Consider the following 22,346-nt stretch of genomic DNA (forward strand, 5'->3'; position numbering starts at 1 on the left):
GAATACAATTTAGGGCAAACCCATTGAAAGATGGGGGCGCAAAGCCACAGGGTCTAAGGTGCTTTCAAGTACTATGATAGCCTGGATGCCAAAAAACGAGCAGGAGCCTGCCCTCTTTATTGGGCAGGCTCTTGCTCATTTTATCGGCTTTTTACGGAATATTGGTGTATCGGGATACAGGGCTTTTGCCGCTCTCCATGATAAAGGAGGACACTGTATGACCCCATGTCCCTTTTGTTTCGGGAGGTCAAACTCATGACAACTCTTTCCGGACACAGCACCCGATATTCACACAATTTCATATCCGGAAACCTATAAAGTCAGTATTTTGCTTACAGCAACGTACTGGCTTTTTTCTTTCGACAAGAAAACAGATACAACGACGGAATTTTCCAAAAATCAGATACCGAACTGATACCTTAAATGTAAGTAAGATAAAACCACACTGCCGCTCCCCGCCGCTTGTTCTTCATTTTTTGATTTCAAACATCACGAAATGGAGGACAAGCCTTATGGCAAAACGAATAAAAATCAATTATCGGAAGAGGTACCCTGAAGCAAGCGATATGGTCATTGAAGTCTTAGAAAAAAGCGACCGTAAAATGGAATATCAGCAATATGACCTAAAGGTTGAGCGATGTCACATTGACAGCTTAAATAGAACGGTCACCTACATACCTAGCCGGGAGGATTCCTATGAACGGTTGATGGGAGAAAATCGACAGTTTGTGGCAGATCAAGAAAGTGTAGAGGATGCAGCTGTCAATGCTTTATTGATTGAAAAGATGCTTTCTAGTTTGAAATTGCTTACGCCACAAGAACAAGAGCTGATATCAGAATTGTTTTTTATTGGCAAAAGTGAGCATCAACTGTCAGCTGAAACAGGTATTCCACGTATGACGATCCACAACCGTAAAAGACGAATACTGGCTCACCTGAAAAAACTTATGGAAAAGTAAAAATAATTTGGTCCAACCCCCTCGCTTAACGTGGAAGTAAGTGAGGGGGTTTTTTCTACTCTCCCTTTTGCTCCTTGAAAATTTTATATCCGGCAGCATCAATACATGATCTGTCCAGCCGTGTGAAAAGCGGCAGCGACCTTGACGGGCGCGCCAAAACTGCCTGCGGATTGGATAAGGTGGTATATATACCATTTTATCCGTCCGTCGAACCGATGGCATCGAAGGTGACGAGCGAGAACGCCCGGTCATAAAACAGCTTGTGGTGAGCTGTATCGCAATGAAATGGACAGTGCTAACGCTACTTCCGCCCAGCCACAGACATCGCAATGGGGGCGGCTCGCAGAGATCCTGGGAGAGGTGAAATTCCTATGAGACCCGCTTAACCGGCAGGTCGTTGCTGTTGCCGCCCTGGCTTCGGGAAGTTGTGTCAAATAGAAGCGTAGAACCAAAATGAAGAACAAGCAAAACATCTCATTTTAGAGACCATGCGGCGGGACAGTTATGCCCCGCCGCATTCCTGTGAAATGAAACCGATCAAACTTTAAAGGAGGTTTTTGATAATGAAACAGAAAAAAAGAGCATGGCTGTATTGCCGTATCGATGCACCGGAGGATACGCATGGCACATTAAAGGAACAGCAAAAGGAGCTGTGGGACTATGCCGAGCAGCTTGGATTGGAGGTTACTGGCGCATCGCAGGATATTGGAAGCGGTTTGACTCTTGACCGACCTGGACTTAACGTCTTGAAAACTGCCGCCGCAGAAGGACGAATGGATATGGTGCTGGTAAAAAGTCTTTCTAGTATCGGACGAAATATGGAACAGACATTGGAGCTTTCTCAACAGATTAATCAGATGGGGATCACCCTATGCTCCCCTCTTGAAGGAGAAATCCAACTTTCATCGGATACGCCGCTTTGCCCGGAACCGTTTTTGCATCTGAGCTAGGGCATTCATACGATGTTCTGGATGCTGCTCATGAAATAAACCATCGAAAGGAGAGTTGTTATGACTAACGAAGAAATAGGTAAGATGTTTGAAAACAACAATGTAGTCAGGGGGTATGTCTATCCCTATGAAGGAGGTCGAAGTGAATATTGGTTTGAGAATTCGCCCTCGAACATTGCTAACTTTATCATGCAGCATAGGGATGCGAAAGAAATCATTGTCACCGATACCGTAGACAGAAAAATATTAAACACCATTGGCGAATTTATCGACCGCTGCCCGGATCAAGGGCTCCTGCAGCAGATTCTGCCGCACCTGGTTCCGATACAGATGGGAGAGGCTGAGTCACAGGAGATTCCCGTTGCGACAGATGCAGAGGTAGAGGAATACTTCGAAATGCGTGATGAGCCAGGGATGGGGCTTGAGCTATGACAACTATAATGTCATTTGTCTGGAGGGAACCAAATGAGCGTAAACGCCAGAAAAGAACAATACGAACATGTCGAACTATTCGGGAAGCCAGCGCTTTTCACTGATTCCCGAATTGATCGGAGTACGGTACCAGATGGCTTTCACTGCTACGATCTTCGAGGGTCTGACTATGATCCCGGAAAGCCTATTATAGTGGAGGATCATGTTGTTGTAAATCATGCCGGTACGGTCCTCACATCAGAACCGGTTATCATGCCCAAAGAGGGCCGCCGCAGGCTGAACGGAAAGCTGAATTTTCTTGATGAATGCTTGACTCTTGAAGGCTTCTGTGAAGAACACGGAATCCCCCTTGCACCGGAGAACCATAAATTCACCCTGCGTCCTGCTTTGCCAGAGGAAGTGGGGAATTTTTATGCGCTCCCCAAAGAACAGGATACAGTGCTAGGAACCGTCGGGCATCTGCGTATCGATTTTGGCGGCAATGGACATGAGTTCTGGCACACCTGGTGGCCGCGTGATTATGAAAAATATCATGGTTCCGCTTTTGAAATGGAGTTAAAGGCGGTCGTGGATGAACTGCGGGAAATAGGTCCTCTTGAAAGCCTCGGAGCAATGTCGAGGTACTGCAATGCTCATGGCGGCGAGATTGCAGGAGGATGGCAGCAGAACTATGGATACATCGTAGAAACAGAGAACTACCGCTACTGTTTACGTTGTAATCCGGCTCCCGGAGATTATCAGGCATACCTGACTGTTTTTGATCTGCGGGTACAGCAGCTGAATATGACCGAGAATGACATGCCCGATCAGGGCATGGGGATGGGAGGAATAAAGCTATGAACTATAATCCGTCACTTTTAAAATTTATGAGGGAGAAATACCCGCCAGGAACACGCATCCGGCTTGAAAGTATGAACGATCCCTTTGCGCCGGTTCCGCCCGGTACGGAGGGCACGGTTGATCTTGTTGACGATGCTTGTGGAATACACATGAAATGGGACAACGGCCGCACTCTGGCGCTAATTCCTGGTGAAGACAGTTTTACGGTTATTCCTCAGCCATTTCATACACTCAAGCTTTATATGCCATTGGCAGTTAATCTTTATGAGCGTGATGAATACGGAAGCTTGGACGATGACCCCATAGAGCTTGGCGGCCGTGAGGTTCTGGAGTACGAGGACAGCATCTTTTCTGCTATTCTTCGTGAACGAAGGCCAGACGAATCGGAGCGGGGGCTCATGCAGTACTATGGAAAAAATGACACCCTGAACCAGAAGGTACAATCCTATGTGTTTACTGTGGAGAAGGTAAATGGCAGTCTCATGGGTGTGGCAGAATGCCGTATTCAAGGTAAGCTGACTGACAACGAGCTTGAGATGCTGAAGGACACCATCAGTGGGCAGGCATCCGATGGCTTTGGGGAAGGCTTTGAACAGCGTTACATTAAAATTCCGGATGGTGAGATTTGTGTCAGCCTTTGGAGCAGTGAAAAAAGCTGGAAAGTCCAGACGCAGGACGAGCTGGAACAGCAGGGTCAGCAGATGGGTGGAATGACGATGGGAGGGTTGAGCTAATGCCAAATCATGTAACCAATATTTTGCGGGTATCCGGTGATCCCACCCAAGTGAAGGCCATGTTTGAAGCCATTCAAAGTGATGAAATCGGCCTTGGCAGTATTGACTTTAATAAAGTGCTTCCTATGCCACCCTCTCTGGATATGGAATATGGCAGCCGGGCAGAGCGTGGGATGAAGCTTTATCAGGACTTTTCTGCTGAAAGTACTGCGCTTGCAATGGCAAATGTGGTAAAACCGGACGCTGACCATGAAAACCGTGTCGCTGCGTTAGTAAAAAAATATGAAGCACTGACCAAAGACGATCCCGAGCTGCTGAAGCTGGGAAAGCAGTGCTGCAACAATATAAAAAACTATGGTCACCCCTCATGGTATCAGTGGTCAGTTGCCAATTGGGGAACCAAATGGAATAGCTATGGCTACGATAAGCTGGCAACTCCGAGGGAGTTTGATGGTGAGCACATCGAGTTTCAAACAGCATGGAGCCGTGCAGAGCCTGTCATCAGTAGGCTTGCCAATCAGTATCCTGATCTTACCTTCGAGTATCTGTGGGCGGACGAGGACTTTGGACATAACACAGGAAAAAAAGAGTTCCAAAACGGAGAGGAAATATTCAGCGATATTCCCCGCGGTGGATCAAAGGAGGCTCTTGATCTGGCAGCGGAGGTACACGGCATGGATTTGTCGGAGATGGGCTACCAGTATAATGAGAAATCCGGTACATACGAGTACCACAGTCAAAGCGAGTCAATGGAAATGGAATTGTAGTCTTATAAACCCTTTTAAACTAATTGGAGGTGTATTAGAGAATGGAAAACCCGGATTTACAGGCAGTCTATATAGAACGGCTGAATGCACTGCTGCCCACGTTGGATTTTAAGAAACTGGATCGCTCCTGCAATAACCAGGACAACATGTATGCCAAGGAAGCCCTGAAGAAAATGCACGATTTATTTATAGAAGTTTACGGAACAGATGATCTGGATTACGGCGGTTATGAGTTTGTCGATGTGCCGGCTGTTATAGTGGGACGTAACACAGGGCATATGGGACTTGGAATTGTGACGCTTGACCTGCAATCCTCCGGGGAGCATTACGGTACCTTTTTTCTGACGCCAAAGGGTATCATTGATCAGGGATTTGATGAAATGAAGCCTGAAGATACCAAATATCTGGCTGACACTTATGTTCCCTACGATTACTGGTACACCGTATATATTCAGCGGGATCATCATGTGGATTTTGAGCATATTCCCGAAAAGGTGGTGGAAATGCTGGAAGCCTGTCAGCCTGGACAGCAGGAAAAGATGACCCAGGAAGCTTCGAAGCAACAGGGTAATGAGCAAACCACCGATTCTGAACAGGAAAATGCGTGTGAATCGCCTTCAATGGAAATGTAGAGTGCAGAAACCCTGTTTTTCTCTTTTGAATTCGATTATTTTTTTATTAACCTCTGCGAACAGCGTTTTATTTTATCTTAGAAACTATGCGGCAGAACCAGATTCCCTTTTTTCTGCCGCATCCTTGTGGGAAAAAGCATTAATTAAGCAATAAAGAAAAGGAGGAACTATATGAGTAATCATTCTTTAAATGAGTTGCTGGAAAAGGATTTGGTGGTGGGCTGTGTCTGCAATAGCAACGGCTCAAACAAAACCTATTATTTTGAAAACACCCCGGAAAATATTGCGAGTTTTATTATGAAGCATCAGGAAAGTACGAATCAGCTGCTTCTGACCAGTCTGTCGGACCGTCTTATTCTAAGTACCCTTGGAAGCAGCATCAGCCATTGTCCCAATCAGAAACTGCTGCAGAAGGTACAAAAGGAGCTGTGTTCACTGCAGAAAGGAGAAAACTCACCGGCTCCCATGGTGGTTGCCAGTGAGAAAGAATTTCAAAGACTTTTATATGAAGAGGATCAGAGAGTAACGGCTGCTGAGCTAAGGATGCTTTAGGTAAGGAGCAGATATGTCGAAGAAGGAGGAAATGCCATGGAAAACAAAAAGGAAGCAAGAGAAATGCAGTATAAGCTATCGGTAAAATTGCTGGATATTATGGTGAATAGTGGCTTTTTACTGCCAGAGGAATATGAAAAAATTGATGCACTGAACCGGGAAACATTTTCTCCGGAGCTGGCAAAAGTATATGCGTAAAAACACTAGCTATCTATGAAAAGGTGTGGTAATGTGTGTTGCTAACAGGAGAAGAATCTTCTGGGAAAGGAGAAGTATATGGAAAAGAAGACAGTAAAAAAGGTAATAAAAATTGAGCCTGTTAGCACAGTTTCAAACATGGAAAAGCCACTTGTGAAACGAGTATGCGCCTATTGCCGGGTGAGTACCGGATCGGCAGAGCAAATCAGCTCCTTTGAGTCTCAGGTGGAATATTATGAGCGGCTCATTAAGGAAAAGGACAACTGGGTATGTGTCGGTATTTATGCGGATCAGGCACGAAGCGGTACGAAAACCAGAGGACGGGATCAATTCCGACAGATGATGCAGGACTGCAGATTAGGCAAAATCGATCTGATCCTTACGAAGTCCGTCACCCGCTTCGCCAGAAATACTGTAGACAGCATCAAGGCGATTCGGGAGCTGAAGCGTTTAGGTATCGAGATCTACTTCGAAAAGGAGAGGGTCAGCACCCTGTCCGAGAAAAGCGAACAGCTGCTTACAATCCTAAGTTCCATAGCACAGGGTGAAGCCGAGAGTATCTCGACCAATTCCAGATGGTCCGTTCAATATCGTTTTCAGAATGGAACCTTTATCATCGGCTCCCCTGCTTATGGGTACATAAACGATGAGAATGGAGAGCTTATCGTCCAGCCAGAAGAAGCCAAAATTGTCCGTAGAATTTTTGACCAGTACCTTGGTGGAAAAGGTTCCTACGCCATAGCAAAAGAATTGAGAAAGGCGGGAATTCCTACCATACGGGGATCGAAGGGATGGCAGGACGGTGTAATCAAGGAGATTTTGCAGAACCCAGTGTATGCAGGTGACCTGCTCTTCCAAAAAACCTACACGACTGAGGGGGTACCCTTTACAAAGAAGCATAATCGCGGTGAGATGCCGCAGGTTATGATTACGGATAACCATGAACCCATTATCAGCAGAGAAGAAGAACAGGCGGTTCGAGAGCTATACGCATACCGCAGACAGAAGCAATGTGTGGAGAATGTCGAGGTCTACCAGAATCGATACGCATTCAGCAGTCGGATTATCTGCGGGGAATGCGGCTCAATATTTAGGAGACAGAAGATATACATCGGAAAGCCTTACGAAAAAGTACAATGGTGCTGTCACCAGCATATTGAAGATATCTCGAAATGCAGTCAGAAATCAATTCGGGAAGATTGCATTAAACAATCCTTCATAACCCTGTGGAACAAGCTGGCCAGTAACTATGAAGATATCCTTTATCCCCTTCTGGCGATATTAAAAGCGGTACCGGATGATCCAGAGCAGGTACAGGAATTGCTGGAGCTGGAGAATAAAATACGGGAATTAAAACAGCAGAGCCATATGTTGCAAAAAGTCCTTACGGGCGGCGACATTGGCTCTGTTGTTTTTATAGAGAAACGAGGTCTTATAGACACGGAGCTGGAAAAGGCATACCGCCGACAGCAGCTTCTCAAGGAGCAAAAATTATTTGATGAGCAAATCAGCCAGACAGAATATCTGATGGCGGTATTCAGGAACCGACCTGCCATACTAGACGATTATGACGAGGAGCTCTTCCGAATGATTGTTGAAACGGTGACAGCTTACCCCGGAGGGCGGTTAGTCTTCAAACTGAAGAACGGGCTGGAGCTGGAAGAAACCTACGGAAAGGAGCTGTAAGCAGATGCAACGACATACGCCTCTTGGATACCGGATCGTAGATGGTAAGGCTGATATCGTACCGGAAGCCGCTCAGATAGTAAAAGCTGTTTTTCAGGCATATTTGGGCGGAACTTCTACCTATCAGATTGCAAAAGACTTAACGAAACAAGGAGTCTTAAATGCCAGTCACAAGCCCTCTTGGAACCACGGTTCGGTAGGAAAAATATTGGAAAATAGAAAATACATTGGAGATGAGTTTTATCCTCCACTGATTGAAAGCGAAATTTTTGATCAGGTACAAAACCGCAGACAGGAAACAGTAAAAAGCCTTGGCAGACACGTACAACCAAACAGCTTCCGGAATCAAACACAATTCAGCGGAACGCTGTACTGCGGTATCTGCGGACAGCCATACCGGAGATATGTGGAACACTGCAATCAACCCAGCGAGAATGTGAAATGGAAGTGCAAGCATTATATCAAGTCCAATCGGGTATCCTGCCAAAACATTTTTCTGAATGATGAACAAATCGAAAGAGCTTTTATAGATGCCATCAACCAAATCATAGCGACACCAGTTATGTTGGAACAAAGGCGTCCGATAAAAACACCGGTTCCCTGCCCTGTCGGAGAAAAGCTGACCCGACAAATAAAAGAAACTCTCAATGCCAGTCAGTATAAGGTAACCGAAATAAAAGAGCTTGCTTTTACACGAGCAGCCGCACAATATCGGGTGTCAGTTATTGATGACAGCGCTTACCGGACAGACCAGATAAAGGCCGTTATTTTAGGCAAAGAAAAGCAGATGGATTTTGATGAAGGACTTTTTCAGCAGGTAATCCGGAAAATCACAGTAAACCCGGATGGCAGACTCCAGTTTGAACTGCTTAATGGTCTGCTTCTTGATAAGAGCATCGGAGAAAATTAGCGAGTAGGAGGAAAACAAAGATGCAAGCAGTAAAGAAGAATATTTCGATTATCCCTGCAACACGAGGATACGACAGAACAATTCGTCCACAAATGAAAGCCATGCGGGTTGCGGCTTACTGCCGCGTCAGCACTCTGCAGGAACAGCAGGAAACCAGCTACGAAGCACAGGTAAACTACTACACAGAAAAAATCGAGAATAATCCTAGCTGGAAGCTGGCAGGAATCTATGCGGATGACGGAAAAAGCGCAACCTCAACAAAAAACAGAAGTAACTTCCAAGCCATGATTGAGGACTGCATGGCTGGTAAAATTGATATGGTCATCACCAAATCCATCAGCCGCTTCGCCCGAAACACCGTAGATTCACTGATGAATATTCGAAAGCTAAAGGAAAAGAACATCGCGGTATTCTTTGAGAAAGAGGGCATCAATACGCTGGATGGCAGCGGTGAGCTTCTGGTTACCATCTTAAGTAGCCAGGCACAGGAGGAAAGCCGCAATATCAGCGAGAACTGCCATTGGGGAATCGTTCGAAAATTTGAAAGCGGTAAGGTAATTGTCAATCATAGCAAGTTTTTAGGCTACACAAAGGATAAAGACGGAAATCTTGTCATCATACCAGAGGAAGCGGATCTGGTGCGCAGGATTTTCCGCCTTTTTTTAGAGGGAAACAGTAGTTATAAAATTAAACGGATACTGGAAGCCGATGGTATCCTCACAGTCACTGGAAAGACTGTATGGCAGGCAACGGTCATTGACAAAATGCTTAGCAACGAAAAATATATGGGTGATGCCCTGATGCAGAAAACCTATACAGTGGATTTTCTGACGAAGAAAAAGGTGATAAATAAAAGTATCGTACCGCAGTACTACATAGAGGACAACCATGAAGCGATTATACCAAAGGAGCTGTACCAGCGAGTACAAGAGGAAAAGGCGCGCAGAGGTGCAATCTACCGACCTGCATCTAAAAAAGTGGATGCACCGTCTATCAAAGGTAAGTACAGCGCTAAATATGTGCTGTCGGATATTATGGTATGCGCAGAATGCGGTCAGCCCTACCGCAGGCAGGTATGGTCGAAGTATGGTATGAAAAAAGCCGTGTGGCGCTGTGACAACCGCCTCAAGCACGGTTCTAAGAGATGCAAACATTCCCCCACTCTGAAAGAAGACAGCCTCCATGAAGCGATAATGACCGCAATTAATAACGTGGTAGAGGATCAGGGAGAATTTGTGCAGGCATTCCGAGAAAATGTAATCCGCATCATCGGAAGCTACTCTGCACAGGCAGAGCCTACCGAATACGATGAGCAAATCGAACAGCTTCAACAGGAAATGATGAAACTTATTGAAGAAAGCGCTAAAGCCGAGTGTGCAGACGATACCTTCGATAAAGAATACCGCATCATCGCAGATGAAATCAAGGAGTTAAGGAAGAAGAAGGCAAAGGTACTTCAAGAACGACACCTGGCGGAATCCTATGAACAGCGTCTGCATGAGATGAGTAGCTATACGAAAAAAATCAACTACTTAAAACGGGAGTTTGACGATGACCTTGTCCGCAGACTGCTTAAAATAATCAGGGTTATCAGCGAGAGCAAAATAGAAATTCAATTTCAATCGGGCATCGTTATCCGGCAGGATGTCCTGTGTGATGATTAAATGACGGCAGGAGCCGAAAGACCAGCGGTTCCTGCCAGTATATAAAGTACTGGTAAGAATAAAATCCTCAGACAGTGGGCTGAGGGTTTTATTGTTGGCAGTATAGTAACAATAAGAAACCTATAATTCGGGTAGAAAAAACAGTTATAATATGGTAAAATATAATAAAAAAAGATTGATTTTATATTGGTTTGTAAGTTATTGACGATAGAAAAATAAATTACATAAGTTGAAATTTACTACATTCATTAAAAGGGGGTCATCATGTCTATTATTAATCAACATCCAGTTGGGATTCATCCATTTTCAGTTTCTCTTTCCTCATCTGATGAGGATACTTTAAGTGGTATTGAGCATAGAGAACTTTTAGAAAATGGGCATAATGATGTTCTGCTTGAGTACATGTTACCTGTTCTTGAAAGGAACCATATCAGTTCTGATGCATTAAGACGTCATAAAGATTTGATTGACTCCTTAAAAATAGCCAATGCCCCCTCAATTCGGTCCCCATATCCTCAAAGTCTGACAACACAGAAGGGGAACTTTGCCGAAATCTTTTTAGCAGAATATTTAGGTGAGACTACTAACTTGCAACTCCCTATATATAGATTGAGATATAATCCAAATCCAGATCAATCAATGAAAGGTGATGACGTTTTAATATTTGATTTAGATTCTGATCCTGTACGAATTATTGTTGGCGAATCGAAGTTTAGAGGTGTTCCGGATAAGCAATCTGTAATTGATATAGTTGATGGGCTTGTTCGTTCAAATAAAGCTGGATTACCCGTCTCTCTGATGTTTGTAGCTGAACGGTTATTTCAAGAAGGAAAACCTGAGATGGGTATAAAAGTTCAAAATTGTGCGTTGCTGTTTGCAACTAATAAGTTAAAAATTGATTATGTCGGTTTGCTGATGAGTAATAACAATGCAAAAAAAGTTGTAAATAAACACACCAACGATAATCTTAAAAACTTGATGATGATTTCATTAGGAATGAAAGAACCAGAAGAAATTGTACAACAAGCTTTTAAACGAATGGAGGAAAGTATATGAGCATTCCTTCAAATTATATTAATGAGTTACTAATTAAACTCTCGCAGAACCGTATTGAAAATATTATAGCTCAGACCGATGCTCGAAGAATATTACAAGAAATTCGAGAGAATCCTGAAAATTACCCTGATTTTGATCCTGTGTTAACAGAGAAAGCGACCCATGTTGCATATGTTATGCTCTCTTGTGGGTGTTCGTTAATTGAAAATCAGGATTCCGATACAAGCGAAGGATTTGCTGTATTAGAAAAGGCAGGGAAAATATTATCTGATGCATTCAAGTATAATCCTAATGAATTAGAAACAAGAGATTATAATCTTTTGATTGCTGGAATGGCTTTATATGCAGCGAAACAATATTCTCGTGCATTTATAATCCTCAATGATATTAATACAGACTTTGCTGTTGGACAAATGATTATACAATTTGTAAAAAAAGATTTTAAATCTTTATTACAATTCGCAAGTAATATCTTTTTTTCTCAAACAAGCGAACAAAAGGATGTCCGTGAATTTGATGAATGGGTTATTTCTCACGAAATAGCACGCTGCTTTTTAGTTATTATTGACTTCGTTCACACAGGGAATCAAGAGAATTTTAAGCTTATAGATGATATTGTTATGAAGATGTTGACACTAGCTTCGTATAGCAACTTGACACTATATTGGCTGATTATTAGGCTATTAAAAATAATTTTTTCCACATATCAAGAATCGTCCCTTTGGTCAGTATTACCGCCTCTGTTACCGGCTAGGTACATCACCAGTAAATATATCCGTCTTCTTAGTGGGTTTAAATCTCCTGTTACAGAAATGTGGCCATCCCAAACCGCAGCACTTCCACTTGCTGTTGGAGAGAATAGTGGTGCAATTATTAATCTGCGTACAAGTGGTGGGAAAACAAGAGTTGCAGAAATAGCGATTCTAAAAACTTTATCTACAAAAATAATGTCAAAAGTCTTATATTTGGCTCCATTTCGCTCTTTAGCTTTTGAAATAGAACAAAGTCTAAACAAAACATTTGGTCCATTAGGAATAACAGTATCACAATTGTATGGCGGTTCTACAGCAAACGTTACCGATTTTGAACTTATCAACCAATCTCAAATTATTATCGCAACTCCTGAGAAAGCAAAAGCTCTTATTCGATGCGGTTCAGGTCTTGAAGCAGAAGTTAAATTAATTGTTGTTGATGAGGGACATTTATTAGGGGCAGAAGAAAGATATATCAAAAATGAGATGTTCCTTACACATATCAAGGAATATGCTTCAAGAAATCAAATTAGGATATTACTTCTATCTGCGGTATTACCTAATTCAGGTGATTTAGCTCAATGGATTACTGATGATGTTGAATTGGTAGCAAAGTCAGAATGGAAACCTGCATTAGAGAGGTTAGGTCTACTTCTCTGGAATGGAAATCGTGTTAGATTGGAATGGAAAAGCGAAGGCGAACCATTTAACCCTAATTTCGTGCAGAAAAAACCATTGGGATTTGGGACTAGAAGAACTCCATTTCCAAAGAACAAAAAAGAAGCTGTTGCTGCTACAGCAGTTCGATTAGCCCAAACAGGGACGGTTATGATATATTCTGCAAGAGCAAATTCAATCGAAGGACTGGCTGAAAGTGTACTTTTAGCACTAGGCAATCAACCGAAAGATTACCCATGGGATCATTCTTTGTGGAATGCTTTTGAAAGTGTATGTACTGAAGAACTTAGTAATGACGATATTGTTTTAGTTGCTGCGAAGAAGGGGGTTATTTGTCATAATAATCGTCTTCCAACACTTGTACGGATTGCTATAGAGAAGCTTATGCGCTCTAAGCCCCCTTTGATAATTATAGCTTCATCTACTCTTGGGCAAGGAGTAAATGTTGGAATATCGACTGTAATTGTATCGACACCCTATTATTCTAATGAAACAATTAGTAAAAGAGACTTTTGGAATATTTGTGGAAGAGCTGGACGTGCTTTTTCTGATGTCGAAGGAAAAATTCTCTATGCTATTGATACAACTGAAGAACAATGGCAGATAAATAGAAATAGAAGACTTGCTCATAGTTATTTTAATAGTCAAAAAATAGAAAAGGTACAAAGTGGTATACTTGTTGCTTTAAGATATATTTGTCAAGTTTCTAGACAAACAAATACTGATTTTAATTTGCTTGTTGAAGCTATTGCAAATGACTTTGTAGATACAGATATCAATGAAAGATATATTGAATCAGTGAATGAGATTTTTGATTATTTAGATGATGAACTACTTGCAATGCATGAAGATTTTAATGAAGATGATGAGGTTGACTGGATTGATGATGTTTTTAGAAAATCGTTAGCACTTATCCAAGCGGAAGTTAAGGATGAAGAGCGTTATATAGATCTGTTACGTGCCAGGACTACGGCACTATTGAACCGGATACCAAATAAATCTGTCAGGAAAAAACTCATTGCATCAGGGGTTCCCCTTTCGGTATCTAAGATGATATTTGAAAATACTGATTATTTTAGAACACTTATTTTAGCATTTATTCAATCTTTTGGAGATGATGATGCTCATAATAAAATAATTGACAGTACAATCCGAGAAATCGAGATCTGGAGCAATGAGAATGCACATACTTTAATGGATACAGTACCAAATCAGATGGTTTTAGATAGGGTACGTTGTCACTGGATTTATGGGGCTCCTCTTGTTAAAATAGTAGAATTAGAACCAGGAGCTGATAAAATTTCTAAAGATTACTACGGCTTTACATTGCCATGGATTATTCATGCGATCTCTCAAATGTTTGACTCTGAGTCTGAAGAAAATATTGTTCAAGCATATGCATCACTTGCAATGTTCGTTGAACTCGGCTTACCAAATTTAGCAGCAGCAAACATATATATGGCTGGTGTGCGTTCTAGAAGTGCTGCACTAGAACTTTCTTCTTTTGAAATATTTATGGATAAAGATATTTCAGAAATTAAACAGATTCTATTAGACTTTCCTTTTCAAGAAATAACTATTTCAGATGGAGTCAAGGTGTGGATTGAATTGCTTTCAGAGTCCGCAAGAGAACAATTACCTAGAAGGATATCTTTCCCAACTTTCACATGGAAAAAAGCGAACCTCCCTGATAAATTATACATTCGCGAAAATGGTGGTGAATTATTTCTATCTTCAAGTGATGGATATTTTTATGAAAAAGTAGAATCAACAGAGGAATTGCCTTTCGGGGAAATAGCAAATGTTAATGGTTTGTATTTTGAATGTGAAAGTGATGAATGGAGTTTAAAATCGTACAATCCTATGGTGGTTGTGAATACCATGAGATAGCGATAAAGTAAACCTAAGGAGATGTTCCATGAATATACAAGATTTAACTGAGCAGGTAGACAGCTTAATCTCCTTGAAACAAGAAGGTGATCATTGGGATTTTAAACGGGAATGGTATGGCAATAAGGCTGATCTTCTGCATGATATTATTTGTATGGCGAATAATTTATCAAGCAAAGATGGCTTGATTATTATCGGTGTTGATGAAGAAAGAGATTATGAAATACAGGACTTGGTAGATGATTCTCACCGGAAGAGAACACAAGATTTAGTATCTTTTTTGCGTGATAAAAAATTCGCTGGTGGAATCAGACCCACTGTTACAGTTCAATCTATTCTCTTATCTGAAAAAACTATTGATGTAATAATCATACATAATGATCGCAATACTCCGTATTATTTGACGGAGCAATATCAGGGAGTTTTTGCAAACAACATATATGTTCGCATTATGGATACTAATACACCGAAAAACTCTTCGGCTGACATTAATATTATTGAAACGCTTTGGAAGAAGCGCTTTGGAATAGATGCGACAGCACTTGAACGTGTCATTCTGTATTTGCAAAGTCCATCAGATTGGGTTGACTCGGCTGATGAATCAAGAAAGTATTATAAGTATGCACCAGAATTCGTAATAGAACAGGTCTCGGCTGCAGATGACAGGGATGGATATGAGTTTTATCTGTTTGGGCAATATGATAGTCGTCCTCATTGGTATGATATCAATCTCTATTATCATCAAACATTGTTAGATTCTTTGGGAGGGGCAGCCTTAGATGGGGGTAGATATTTCACGGCCACTCCAAAAGTAGCGGGGTTATCGTTAGATAGAAACAGCATGAATTGGGATATTAGTTATAAGTATCTTATTAAAGAGTCAATGGAGTATATTGTTCATAAGTTCTATATTACTGATGATATGGATGAGGAACAAACATCAAGGAGACGTTTCTTAGAGTGCATTCTTATCTTTGATTCAGAGTTTGAGAAGGCAAGATTCAATAAGTTTGTGAAAGAAAATTATACTGACTATAATGCTTCCGATTTTGAAGGAAAACTTCCTCTTTTTCCAAATATAGAGGGATATGTGATGAGTGCATTTAAAAAAGATTATACAAATGCACTTATCTTGAAAAAGATGCTAAATAATTTTCGAGCTAATTATTAAGTGAATGAGTTGACACTTAAACAGAAATATAATTAATAAATTGCTTATTATATACTTTCACTTTAAATGACATGGAGGTGATTAAATGACAGCAAAAATGTTGGATCAACAGCAATTAAAAGCTGTATGTGATGTTTTAGCTCATACCAGTGAAGGGTTTTCAAAAAGCGAATTGTCTGGGTTATTGCAGCAGAGTCAAATAACCTTGGTTGATGATGGAAAGTCTAGTAATGGTTACACCTATACGTTAGGCTTGAATAAACGAGATTGGCTATATAATTGTTTGGCGAATGAAATAAACACCAATAAATCGCTACAACGAGTCTTCGACTTCATTGCCAAAGCGCTAAATCCCGTTGCTTTTACAGTACAAAGTAATAGAGAAAAATACCTTCATCTTTTAGAAGAAACTAATAAAGTGTTATTATTGGCTGGTCTGTCTGTTAGTAAAGAAGGGAAAGTCGTTGATGTAGAACAGGCAACAACATTGGATGAAGTAGATAGGCGTATGAACCATTTAAAGCGGGAACTTTATAATAGGGCAATTCACAACGAGGTTCAGAAATATTGTATAAAGGATTATTTGCGTAAAGACTACTATGACGCAGTGTTTGAAGCGGCTAAAGGACTGGCAGAGAGAGTACGCCAGATAACTGGTTTATCTTCAGATGGTGGTGAGTTGTTCCAAAAGGCATTTGCTAAAGGTGATCCATATCTGTTTTTTAATTCTCTGCAGACAGATAGTGAGAAAAGTGAGTTTACTGGAGTAAAAGAATTATTAGAAGCTATATTTCATTTGGTAAGAAACCCAGCAGCTCATACTCCTAAAATTAACTGGATGATAGAAGAGACAAAGGCTTTAGATATATTGACATTAATATCATTTGCTCACAAATATCTTGATGAGTGTCACCGGATGCCTAATAAATAGGGAGGATAAAAATATGGGGGTTGTGTTGGATAGTAAAGAAGATAAAAGTTTAGCTCAGTTATGTAGCTTTTTAGATATACCTATAAGGCGTGTGGCGCATAGGACTGGAAATGGTCTATTGGAACTTATACTTGGCTGTATTGGAGCATCTTCATTAATAGAAGAATATGGTTATTTTTTTAATCCATATAGCTTTAATCGTGGATACCGCAATGATAATGATCATTTTAATCCGGAAATGGGTATGTTGAAAATATGCAATGAGATTAAGGACAATAAAGAACTACTCAATGCGTTTTTAAATGAAATATTTCGTAGACTACAACGTACTGAAATTGAAGATGAAATTATAGATAAAATTAGAAATGGGTTGGAATTATTAGGGTATGAGCTTCAGGTAGATTATGGCGAGGCAGGATATACATATACAATTCAATACCTATCCATTGGGGAAATAGAGAGACAATCACAAATGTCGCTTATGAGGAATGAACTGCTAAGAAATTCTCCAGAGGTATTAAGACATTACAACGAAGCCTTGGAAACCTATAGTAATGGAAATTTTAAAAGCTGCATTGATAACTGTAGAACTGCTTTTGAAAAATACTTCGCAAAAATTGATAGTGATAATTCCGATTATTTGAAAGGTATTTTGAAAGCTACCAACGAGCGCATTGAAGACAACGGTATAGAATTAAGCACGAAAAATAAGATATTTAAATATTGGCTGGATAAAAACAAAGGAGCAAATAGATATAGAATTTTTGCAACTTTATATAGTGCAATGTCTGGATTAGGAGCTCATGGAGAGGATAACCCGGTTCAAGAAGATGCGCTGATGATATTAAGAATGACTGAAGATTCATTTTTATGGTATATACAAAAATCTTAAATAAAGAATTGAACGGATTAAATTCAATACCAAATCCGCTTTTGTAGAGAGGCGATATTAATATGAATAAATTTGAGAACAAAAGATGGAAAGAAATAAGTGAAGAAGATAAAGTTAAGTTATTAAAAGATGCAGTATGTAGAGATTTTGTGATGGGAAGTCCCTTGTTAGATGGAGAAGGTATTGTTGATTTTTATGAGACACTTGCTGCAACAGGTCGGATCAGTAACGGCGTAATTGAAATCAATGATGATGAGGTTTTATATAATCCTTGTATTGGAAATGACGGACAACCAATAAGTCAAGAAGAACTAGACTCAATGTTTGAGAAATATAAATCAAGCGAACCAGATGATCTTGAAGATAAAGTCCATCAGTTTGAAAAGTATTATAAAAGCAGACCCCATGTCGTTTTGCTAGGCGCGGGAGCAAGCGTGGCTACAATATTGAATGGCGATAAAAACGGAAAAAAGATATCTGCAATGAAGGGGTTTATCGATAAATTAGGAATGCAATCCATCATTTCAAGCATTAATTTGAAGACAACGAGTGATAATCTTGAAGATATCTATATGGAGATGTATGAACGAGGCGATTGCGAGCTACAGCGAATTCAGCTAGAAGATGCTATTGAAAAGTATTTTTGTGATTTTGAGTTGCCTGATGAACCTACGATATATGATTATTTACTGCTCAGCCTAACAAAAAAAGATTTAGTTGCCACATTTAATTGGGACCCTTTGCTGGTTGAAGCATATAGCAGATGTACTAGAATTACAGATAATTTACCACAGATGGCATTCTTGCATGGAAATATTGCGGTTGCCACTTGTGAAGAAGATATGGTATTGGGCAGTCCCTATGCCGTTTGTTCTAAATGTGGACGAATGCTAAAAAGGGTGCCATTGTTGTATCCAATAAGAGAAAAAAATTATGATGAAAACCCTTATATTTCAATGAGCTGGAAACAACTGGGCCAATACCTGGAAAGTGCATATAGGTTGACTATCTTTGGTTACAGCGCTCCTAAAAGCGACCAAGCCGCAATTGATATGTTGAAAAAAGCATGGGGAGCAGTTGATGATAGAAATTTAGAGGAAATAGAAATTATAGATATAAGGTCTGAGGAAGAGGTTATTCAATCGTGGGAAGAATTTATACATACTCATCATTATTCTGTATGGAATGACTTTTTTAATTCTGCACTCGGAAAATTCCCCAGAAGAACTTGTGAATTACTATTCGATAATACTCAAAACAATCGATGGATACATGGAAACAGAGGGTTTAAAAAAGGAATGAGCTTTGATGCATTGACATCATATCTAAAGGATCTATTGCAGGATGAAAGTACAGGTAAAGAAATACTAAGTGATCCTTATATATGATCCAATATATTTAATACTGCTAAGAGTGAAGCTCTTGAGTTCGTTGCTCAAGAGCTTCACTGTTGGTAGTGATTGCTATCGGCAAAATTGTTCCCTTTTAAGAAGACACAATCATTCCCAAAACAAAATTTGTGGTATAATTGGGAAAGGTGGAGTTCTTAAAAAATGTTTATGATGAAGACTCGTAAGAAAAGATAACGATTCCGCCAAGGCGAAAATACGCCTTGCGGGAATCCGATTCACGGCATCAACACACGTTGAAGCAGTGATACTGATGACGTATTGCGATTTGGAAGAGAAAAGCAGGGGTTAGACTACAATACGTTGTCGGACTGACCCCCAAAGGCATTGAGGGTGCCATGATTAGAAAATTTGAAAGCAAAGATATCGAAAAAGTAATGGAAATATGGCTTGATACAAATATTCAAGCCCACAACTTTATCTCTAAAGGGTATTGGGAAAGCAATTTTGATTTGGTAAAGAGCATGCTTCCGGATGCGGAAATATATATTTATGAATCAGAGAGAAAGATTGTCGCTTTTGTTGGAGTGGACAATGGATATATAGCAGGAATATTTGTCTCTGCTGACGCGCAGTCAAAAGGGATTGGAAAACAACTGCTTGACAAAATAAAACAGCGCTATTCCGCGCTTAGCTTAACAGTTTATAAAAAGAACATAAAGGCTGTCAATTTTTATCAACGGGAATTATTTGTAATAAAGCAGGAACAGATTGATGAAAATACGGATGAGGAAGAGTACCTCATGGTATGGAATCAACCGTCAGCTGGGCGGGAACGCAGGGAGGATTAGGCCGTGGAAAAGCTGGACAGAGCATTTTACAGCCGGGATTCGATTTCCGTTGCCAAGGAACTTCTGGGGAAAGTGCTTGTCCGGGAAATCGGCGGAGAGAGAATCGCCGCCCGGATTGTGGAGACAGAGGCATATATGGGCGCGAAGGATCGGGCTGCCCACTCCTATGGCGGCAGGAGAACGCCCCGGGTGGAGGTTATGTACGGCGAGGCGGGGTTTGCTTACGTGTTTATGATCTACGGAATGCACTGCTGCTTCAACGTGGTGACGGCTGAGAAGGAAATTCCTCAGGCCGTTTTGATCCGTGGGTTGGAGCCGCTGGAGGGATTGGAGCAGATGGCGCTGGCGCGGTTTGGCAAGCTTTACGGAGAGCTGACAAAAACCCAGCGTCTTGGCCTGACCAACGGGCCGGGAAAGCTGTGCAGCGCGCTGGGGCTTGACAGGCGGTTTAACGGCGTGGATCTGTGCGGGGATGCGCTGTATATAGAGGAAGGGAAACAGGAGGACTTTTCTGTGGTGACGGCGAAGCGGGTAGGTGTGGACTATGCCGGAGAGGCAAAAGACTATCCGTGGAGATTTTATAGTAAGGATAACCAATACGTGTCGGTTAGGTGAGGAAATGGCCAGAAAGAAATCCCGGCTTTGCCGGGAAGCCTTTTGATCTGCGGAAGAGGAAATCGCGCCATACTGACGAGAAAGGAACGTGGAAAATGGAACACGAAATACACTTGCTCGCTGTCACCATGGCGTTTCAGGGCGCGGAGGAGACGGTATATCCTGCGGTACTGCGGGACGGGGAGTGCGCCATTCTTGTGGACTGCGGATGGATTGGCGCACTGCCAATTGTGGAGCGGGAATTGAAAAAGATTGGGCTGTCGGTACAAGACTTGACGGAGCTTGTCCTGACGCACCACGACCACGACCACATGGGCGCGGCCGCCGCGCTGCGGCGGGCAAATCCCAATATAAAGATTTATGCGTCTGCCGCCGAGGAACCGTTTATCTCCGGGAGGGAAAAGCCGCTGCGGCTCCGGCAGGCGGAGGAGATGCAGGAAACGCTGCCGCCGGAGATGCAGGAGTTCGGGCGGGCGTTTTGCAAACTTCTGCGCCGGGTGGAGCCGGTGGAGGTAAACGGGCTTTTGCGCGGCGGCGAATGGCTGGACTGGTGCGGCGGGTGCCGCGTCGTCGCCACTCCCGGCCACACGCCGGGGCACATTTCGCTGTTTCTGGAAGAGAACGCCATTATGATTACCGGGGACACCATGGCGCTGGAAAACGGTCTGCCCGTGACGGCGAACCCCCAGTTCGCGCTGGACAGGGAAGCAGCCGAGACGTCGCTTGAAACGCTGCTGGCGCTGAAGGCGGAGGCGTATTACTGCTATCATGGCGGGGTTTATTTGCCAAACTGAAGCCCACTTCGCGTCAAGTTCCGTAATTACTTTATATTGAGAAAACAAAAAAGAGCGCCGCATAGCGGCGTTCTCAGGGCTTTTGTATCAATCCCGTGCCGGGAGGGGCTATACCTGTCACACAATGGTAAAAAACATTTGACAATTGGTATATTTGTGGATTAAATTTAGATAGATATTTATATTATAAATTAGAAGAGTAAATAATAGGAAAGACGAGAGAAAAAATGAGAAGAAGAGTGTTAATATTTCTGGTAGTGCCTATTCTATCTGCCTGTTTAATTGGATGCAGCAATGGATCTGTATTAAAAAATCAAGACGATGAGACTGCTATTAACACTGTTGGAGAACAAGATAGTACGCCAACTGCAGATGATGAAGTAGAAGAAGCTGATAATGTTGATGGAACTAATCCAACTGAACCATTTGTAGGGAGAATGGCTTTGGATAGTGAAACTGAAAAATTTTTCTATGGGACTTGGAAGGTTGAGAAGCTTTTGGGATTTGCAAATTCATATAATGATGCTTCTGAATATCCAACAGGGCAAAAAATTATTGATGATGAAATTGTAATTGATAAAGACCTATTCTCATCAAAAGAGCTAAAAAACTATAATGATTATCAATATGAACTTAAAAATCCGCTCTATGAAATTACTATGATATGTTATAACAAAGACGATTTTTATAGGAATTTTAAAATGGATCTGCCAGGTATAAATATGGATGATGAAATAAAAGCAATACAAGTATCTGACTCTTCTTCAGGATTCGGCATACCTGTAAGTTTTTTAGTTGTTAATAATGATAGCCTTATTTTGGTATTAGAGGCAACATGCTTTGAACTGGAAAGGGTCACTGACTAAATGAATTGAGGTTTTATAATAAATATTGCGCTAATCTTAAAAAAGATCATTCATTTAAGATGAACTCTCAGATTGTAGACAAAACAGCTCTAGGAAGCAAGTCCTAGAGCTGTTTTGTCTACAATCTGAAGCACTTCTATGAGGCGCTCTTTCGTATTGTGTTGGTATGCCGGATTT

The 22,346-nt window shown here is 41.4% G+C and carries 22 protein-coding genes and 1 riboswitch; all 22 genes read left to right on the forward strand.

From position 1 onward, the window contains the following. Positions 1–3: 3 nt before the first annotated feature. Positions 4–93: riboswitch (cyclic di-GMP riboswitch) on the forward strand. Positions 94–512: 419 nt separating this feature from the next. The 22 genes from RTU96_RS08160 to RTU96_RS08265 all read left to right on the forward strand — a co-directional run bounded on the left by RTU96_RS08160 (position 513) and on the right by RTU96_RS08265 (position 22,169). Further along, the gene (locus RTU96_RS08160) at positions 513–959 is read left to right on the forward strand and encodes a sigma factor-like helix-turn-helix DNA-binding protein (protein ID WP_024345848.1); all 447 of its coding nucleotides are present in this window, start codon (positions 513–515) and stop codon (positions 957–959) included. A 563-nt stretch (positions 960–1,522) separates the two neighbouring features. Beyond that, positions 1,523–1,909, forward strand: a complete 387-nt coding sequence (locus RTU96_RS08165) for a recombinase family protein (protein ID WP_024345847.1) — start codon at positions 1,523–1,525, stop codon at positions 1,907–1,909. 60 nt (positions 1,910–1,969) lie between these two features. Next, a complete protein-coding gene (locus tag RTU96_RS08170; protein WP_024345846.1) occupies positions 1,970–2,341 on the forward strand; it encodes a hypothetical protein in 372 nt (123 codons plus the stop codon). Between the two features lie 33 nt (positions 2,342–2,374). Further along, the gene (locus tag RTU96_RS08175; protein ID WP_024345845.1) at positions 2,375–3,181 is read left to right on the forward strand and encodes an LPD28 domain-containing protein; all 807 of its coding nucleotides are present in this window, start codon (positions 2,375–2,377) and stop codon (positions 3,179–3,181) included. After that, a complete protein-coding gene (locus RTU96_RS08180; RefSeq protein WP_312636046.1) occupies positions 3,178–3,915 on the forward strand; it encodes a DUF4314 domain-containing protein in 738 nt (245 codons plus the stop codon). Before RTU96_RS08175 ends, RTU96_RS08180 begins: the two co-directional genes overlap by 4 nt. Further along, complete coding sequence (locus RTU96_RS08185) at positions 3,915–4,682, forward strand: hypothetical protein (RefSeq protein ID WP_024345843.1); 768 nt, start codon at positions 3,915–3,917, stop codon at positions 4,680–4,682. Before RTU96_RS08180 ends, RTU96_RS08185 begins: the two co-directional genes overlap by 1 nt. Positions 4,683–4,723: 41 nt before the next feature. Next, on the forward strand, positions 4,724–5,314 hold the full coding sequence (locus RTU96_RS08190) for a hypothetical protein (RefSeq protein ID WP_024345842.1): 591 nt from the start codon (positions 4,724–4,726) through the stop codon (positions 5,312–5,314). Between the two features lie 171 nt (positions 5,315–5,485). Further along, on the forward strand, positions 5,486–5,866 hold the full coding sequence (locus RTU96_RS08195; RefSeq protein ID WP_024345841.1) for a hypothetical protein: 381 nt from the start codon (positions 5,486–5,488) through the stop codon (positions 5,864–5,866). 36 nt (positions 5,867–5,902) lie between these two features. After that, positions 5,903–6,064 (forward strand): SHOCT domain-containing protein, encoded by a 162-nt coding sequence (locus RTU96_RS08200; protein WP_195841212.1) that lies wholly within the window; start codon positions 5,903–5,905, stop codon positions 6,062–6,064. Between the two features lie 78 nt (positions 6,065–6,142). Further along, a complete protein-coding gene (locus tag RTU96_RS08205) occupies positions 6,143–7,750 on the forward strand; it encodes a recombinase family protein (protein ID WP_024345840.1) in 1,608 nt (535 codons plus the stop codon). 4 nt (positions 7,751–7,754) lie between these two features. Further along, positions 7,755–8,660: a recombinase family protein gene (locus RTU96_RS08210; protein ID WP_024345839.1), complete on the forward strand. Its 906-nt coding sequence runs from the start codon at positions 7,755–7,757 to the stop codon at positions 8,658–8,660. A 20-nt stretch (positions 8,661–8,680) separates the two neighbouring features. Further along, complete coding sequence (locus RTU96_RS08215) at positions 8,681–10,324, forward strand: recombinase family protein (protein WP_024345838.1); 1,644 nt, start codon at positions 8,681–8,683, stop codon at positions 10,322–10,324. A 264-nt stretch (positions 10,325–10,588) separates the two neighbouring features. Further along, positions 10,589–11,380 carry a Hachiman antiphage defense system protein HamA gene (locus RTU96_RS08220; protein ID WP_024345837.1) on the forward strand — a complete coding sequence of 264 codons (792 nt, stop codon included), beginning with the start codon at positions 10,589–10,591 and terminating at the stop codon, positions 11,378–11,380. Next, a complete protein-coding gene (locus RTU96_RS08225; protein WP_024345836.1) occupies positions 11,377–14,700 on the forward strand; it encodes a DEAD/DEAH box helicase in 3,324 nt (1,107 codons plus the stop codon). Before RTU96_RS08220 ends, RTU96_RS08225 begins: the two co-directional genes overlap by 4 nt. A 28-nt stretch (positions 14,701–14,728) precedes the next feature. Beyond that, positions 14,729–15,871: a helix-turn-helix domain-containing protein gene (locus tag RTU96_RS08230; protein WP_024345835.1), complete on the forward strand. Its 1,143-nt coding sequence runs from the start codon at positions 14,729–14,731 to the stop codon at positions 15,869–15,871. An 85-nt stretch (positions 15,872–15,956) separates the two neighbouring features. Next, positions 15,957–16,802: a TIGR02391 family protein gene (locus tag RTU96_RS08235; protein WP_024345834.1), complete on the forward strand. Its 846-nt coding sequence runs from the start codon at positions 15,957–15,959 to the stop codon at positions 16,800–16,802. A gap of 13 nt (positions 16,803–16,815) precedes the next feature. Further along, positions 16,816–17,694 (forward strand): hypothetical protein, encoded by an 879-nt coding sequence (locus RTU96_RS08240; protein ID WP_024345833.1) that lies wholly within the window; start codon positions 16,816–16,818, stop codon positions 17,692–17,694. A 62-nt stretch (positions 17,695–17,756) separates the two neighbouring features. Beyond that, a complete protein-coding gene (locus RTU96_RS08245) occupies positions 17,757–19,082 on the forward strand; it encodes a hypothetical protein (RefSeq protein WP_024345832.1) in 1,326 nt (441 codons plus the stop codon). Positions 19,083–19,441: 359 nt separating this feature from the next. After that, the gene (locus tag RTU96_RS08250; protein ID WP_312636050.1) at positions 19,442–19,894 is read left to right on the forward strand and encodes an N-acetyltransferase; all 453 of its coding nucleotides are present in this window, start codon (positions 19,442–19,444) and stop codon (positions 19,892–19,894) included. Between the two features lie 3 nt (positions 19,895–19,897). Beyond that, positions 19,898–20,509, forward strand: coding sequence for a DNA-3-methyladenine glycosylase (locus RTU96_RS08255; RefSeq protein WP_312636051.1), 612 nt, complete (start codon positions 19,898–19,900; stop codon positions 20,507–20,509). Positions 20,510–20,604: 95 nt separating this feature from the next. Next, complete coding sequence (locus tag RTU96_RS08260) at positions 20,605–21,303, forward strand: MBL fold metallo-hydrolase (protein WP_312636052.1); 699 nt, start codon at positions 20,605–20,607, stop codon at positions 21,301–21,303. Positions 21,304–21,530: 227 nt separating this feature from the next. Continuing rightward, positions 21,531–22,169 (forward strand): hypothetical protein, encoded by a 639-nt coding sequence (locus RTU96_RS08265; RefSeq protein ID WP_312636053.1) that lies wholly within the window; start codon positions 21,531–21,533, stop codon positions 22,167–22,169. Positions 22,170–22,346 lie beyond the last annotated feature (177 nt).

The sequence above is a fragment of the Oscillibacter sp. genome (assembly GCF_032018205.1).
In the GTDB taxonomy this organism is placed as follows: domain Bacteria; phylum Bacillota; class Clostridia; order Oscillospirales; family Oscillospiraceae; genus Oscillibacter.